The sequence below is a fragment of the Pseudomonas sp. NPDC089741 genome, from assembly GCF_044748825.1.
Taxonomy (GTDB): Bacteria; Pseudomonadota; Gammaproteobacteria; order Pseudomonadales; family Pseudomonadaceae; genus Aquipseudomonas; species Aquipseudomonas helmanticensis.
In genome coordinates, this window is record NZ_JBIVGT010000067.1 from 1 (window position 1) to 2658 (window position 2658).

The 2658-nt window shown below is 53.5% G+C and carries 3 protein-coding genes and 2 tRNA genes; all 5 read left to right on the plus strand.

Annotation, left to right across the window (positions count from 1 at the left end):
* The first annotated feature begins 173 nt into the window (after positions 1-173).
* The 5 genes from birA (at position 174) to ACIPZE_RS28585 (ending at position 2632) form a co-directional block, all read left to right on the plus strand.
* Positions 174-1127: a bifunctional biotin--[acetyl-CoA-carboxylase] ligase/biotin operon repressor BirA gene (gene birA / locus ACIPZE_RS28565; RefSeq protein WP_283438843.1), complete on the plus strand. Its 954-nt coding sequence runs from the start codon at positions 174-176 to the stop codon at positions 1125-1127.
* Positions 1117-1869: a pantothenate kinase gene (locus ACIPZE_RS28570; protein ID WP_283438603.1), complete on the plus strand. Its 753-nt coding sequence runs from the start codon at positions 1117-1119 to the stop codon at positions 1867-1869. The genes birA and ACIPZE_RS28570 overlap by 11 nt, the downstream gene beginning before the upstream one ends.
* 7 nt (positions 1870-1876) lie before the next feature.
* Complete coding sequence (locus ACIPZE_RS28575; protein WP_400776766.1) at positions 1877-2308, plus strand: hypothetical protein; 432 nt, start codon at positions 1877-1879, stop codon at positions 2306-2308.
* Positions 2309-2451: 143 nt separating this feature from the next.
* Positions 2452-2536, plus strand: a tRNA-Tyr gene (locus tag ACIPZE_RS28580).
* A gap of 25 nt (positions 2537-2561) precedes the next feature.
* Positions 2562-2632 (plus strand) — tRNA-Gly (locus tag ACIPZE_RS28585).
* Positions 2633-2658: the final 26 nt, after the last annotated feature.

Sequence of the window (2658 nt, forward strand, 5' to 3'; positions counted from 1 at the left end):
TAGTGTGGGGTTTCCCCATGTGAGAGTAGGTCATCGTCAAGATTAAATTCCGAAACCCCAATTGCGAAAGCAGTTGGGGTTTTGTTTTGCCCGCAAGAAAAGCGCTTGCTTGATTTCTATGCAACGGCTCGGGGCATGGCTATTATTCGGCCTCATTGTGAGGCGAGACCTGCATGCTGACGTTGTTGAATCTTCTGAAGGATGGGCGTTTCCATTCTGGTCAGGATCTGGGCGAGGCCCTGGGAATAAGTCGAAGTGCAGTATGGAAACAGCTTCAGCATCTTGAGGCTGAACTCGGCTTGTCTATCCATAAAGTCCGCGGTCGGGGTTATCAGTTGGCATCGCCATTGATGCTGCTCGACTCTCTAAAGCTATCGACAATGGCACCAAATTGGCCGGTGACCATTCTGGATTCGGTCGACTCGACTAATGCCGAAGCATTGCGCTCTATTGGCCAAGGCAATTCAGCACCGTTTTTGGTGCTCGCTGAGCGGCAAGTTTCCGGGCGCGGCCGCAGAGGTCGTAAATGGGTCAGTCCGTTTGCTGAAAATCTATATTACAGCCTTGTTCTTCGAATCGATGGTGGAATGCGCCAGCTCGAAGGGCTCAGCCTTGTTGTAGGGTTGGCTGTGATGCAGACTTTGCGGAGCTTTGGCGTGGTAAATGCCGGTTTGAAGTGGCCCAATGATGTCTTGGTGGGTAACAAAAAAATCGCCGGCATTCTGCTTGAGCTTATTGGCGACCCGGCGGATGTCTGTCATGTGGTGCTGGGGATTGGTATCAATGTGAATATGCAGACTGCTGATGAAGTCGATCAGCAATGGACCTCGATTCGACTTGAGTCTGGCAATAACTGCGATCGAAATGCCTTGGTGGCCGAGCTGAGTAAGCAGCTGGACGCCTACATTCGGCGTCATCAGGCGGGGGGATTTTCGGTTCTCCGGGAGGAATGGGAAGTGAATCACTTGTGGCAGGAGCGATCGGTGTCATTGATTGCTGGTGCCAACCATATAGATGGCGTAGTGCTCGGAATCGACAATCAAGGTGCTCTGCGCTTGAGGGTGAATGGCGTGGAGAAAGTATTTAGTGGTGGTGAGCTGAGCCTGAGGTTGCGTGATGATTCTTGAGCTCGACTGCGGGAACAGCTTTATAAAATGGCGTGTGCTGAATGCCGCGGTTGGCGGCCTGATCTCCGAAGGGGTGGTCGACTCGGATTTGGCGCTGCTTGAGAGTTTGCGAGCGATTGATCGGCTTTCCCTGGGCAAATGTCGCTTGGTCAGTGTGAGGACTGGCGAAGAAACCGGCGCGCTGATCGACATTATCGAGCGGGAGTTCGGTATTTCGGTGATTCGCGCGGAGTCCGCTCGTGAAATGTCTGGTGTTAGAAATGGTTACGAAGACTACGAGCGCCTTGGGCTTGATCGATGGCTGGCGATGCTGGGCGGGTTTCACCTCGCTTCAGGAGGGGCCTGCCTGGTACTCGATTTCGGTACGGCGGTAACCGCAGATTTCATCGCGGCTGATGGCGAGCATCTGGGTGGCTTTATTTGTCCTGGAATGCCGTTGATGCGTAACCAGTTGCGTACTCATACCCGAAAGATTCGTTATGGGGATTTGGCTGCCGAGCGGGCGCTGTCCAGCAACGCACCAGGGCGGACTACCGTTGAGGCGGTAGAGCGTGGGTGTTCATTGATGTTGCGTGGGTTCGTACTGACGCAGCTGGAAATGGCGCGCTCCTATTGGGGGGCTGACTTCGCTGTCTTTATAACCGGTGGTGACGCCGATTTGGTTGCAGGTGTTGCTCCCGAGGCCAGAATCGTTCCCGACCTGGTGTTTGTGGGGTTGGCTATGGCGTGTCCTTTGACCTGAGGTTTGTATGCGTTGGTTGTTCCTCCTGCTTCTGGTTCTCAATGTTTTTTATTATGTCTGGCATCAGCAGGAGGCGCCGTTGCGGGCAAAGGACGTGACGCCTCTTAGTTTGTATCGGGGGTCGCAGCAGGATATTCGCTTGCTGAGCGAGACGACTGGTGACGTTAGGGAGAAGCAGGGCGTGCGGCGTCAGGAGTGTCTCTTTCTGGGCGGTTTCTCTCGACAGGAGTCGTTTTCGGCGCTGCAGCAGCGTTTGGCTGAAATGGGCGTTAATGTACAGCCGTCGTCGAAGGATGCTCCAGGAGCCGGTTATTGGCTGTCTGTTGCACCTGAGAGCCAGCGTTTGTTAGGGGATGTGCAACTGCAGAACCTTTCCAAGGAATTCAATGAGTTAAAACATAAAATAATGCTGTGTGAGGGGGTTGCGCCTGTCGAATAGTTTGCATAGAATGGCGCCCGCTCCACAGCGAAGACCCAAACAGGTTTTCAACGTGAGGTGATGTCAACGCAGCTAACCTCAGGTTTTTAAATGAGAAAATGCTTGACAGGGGTTCGGCATAGTATAGAATGCCGGCCTGATTAGGAGGGGTTCCCGAGCGGCCAAAGGGATCAGACTGTAAATCTGACGTCTACGACTTCGAAGGTTCGAATCCTTCTCCCTCCCCCAGATTTAAGCGTGAGCTGCAAGCTCCGCGGGTATAGTTTAGTGGTAGAACCTCAGCCGTCCAAGCTGATGATGCGGGTTCGATTCCAGCTACCCGCTCAATGTTTGCTGGTTGTGCACAGTGT

Coding starts and splice junctions, on each gene's coding strand:
- birA (WP_283438843.1), top strand. CDS start 174: ATGCTGACGTTGTTGAATCTTCTGAAGGATGGGCGTTTCCATTCTGGT.
- ACIPZE_RS28570 (WP_283438603.1), top strand. CDS start 1,117: ATGATTCTTGAGCTCGACTGCGGGAACAGCTTTATAAAATGGCGTGTG.
- ACIPZE_RS28575 (WP_400776766.1), top strand. CDS start 1,877: ATGCGTTGGTTGTTCCTCCTGCTTCTGGTTCTCAATGTTTTTTATTAT.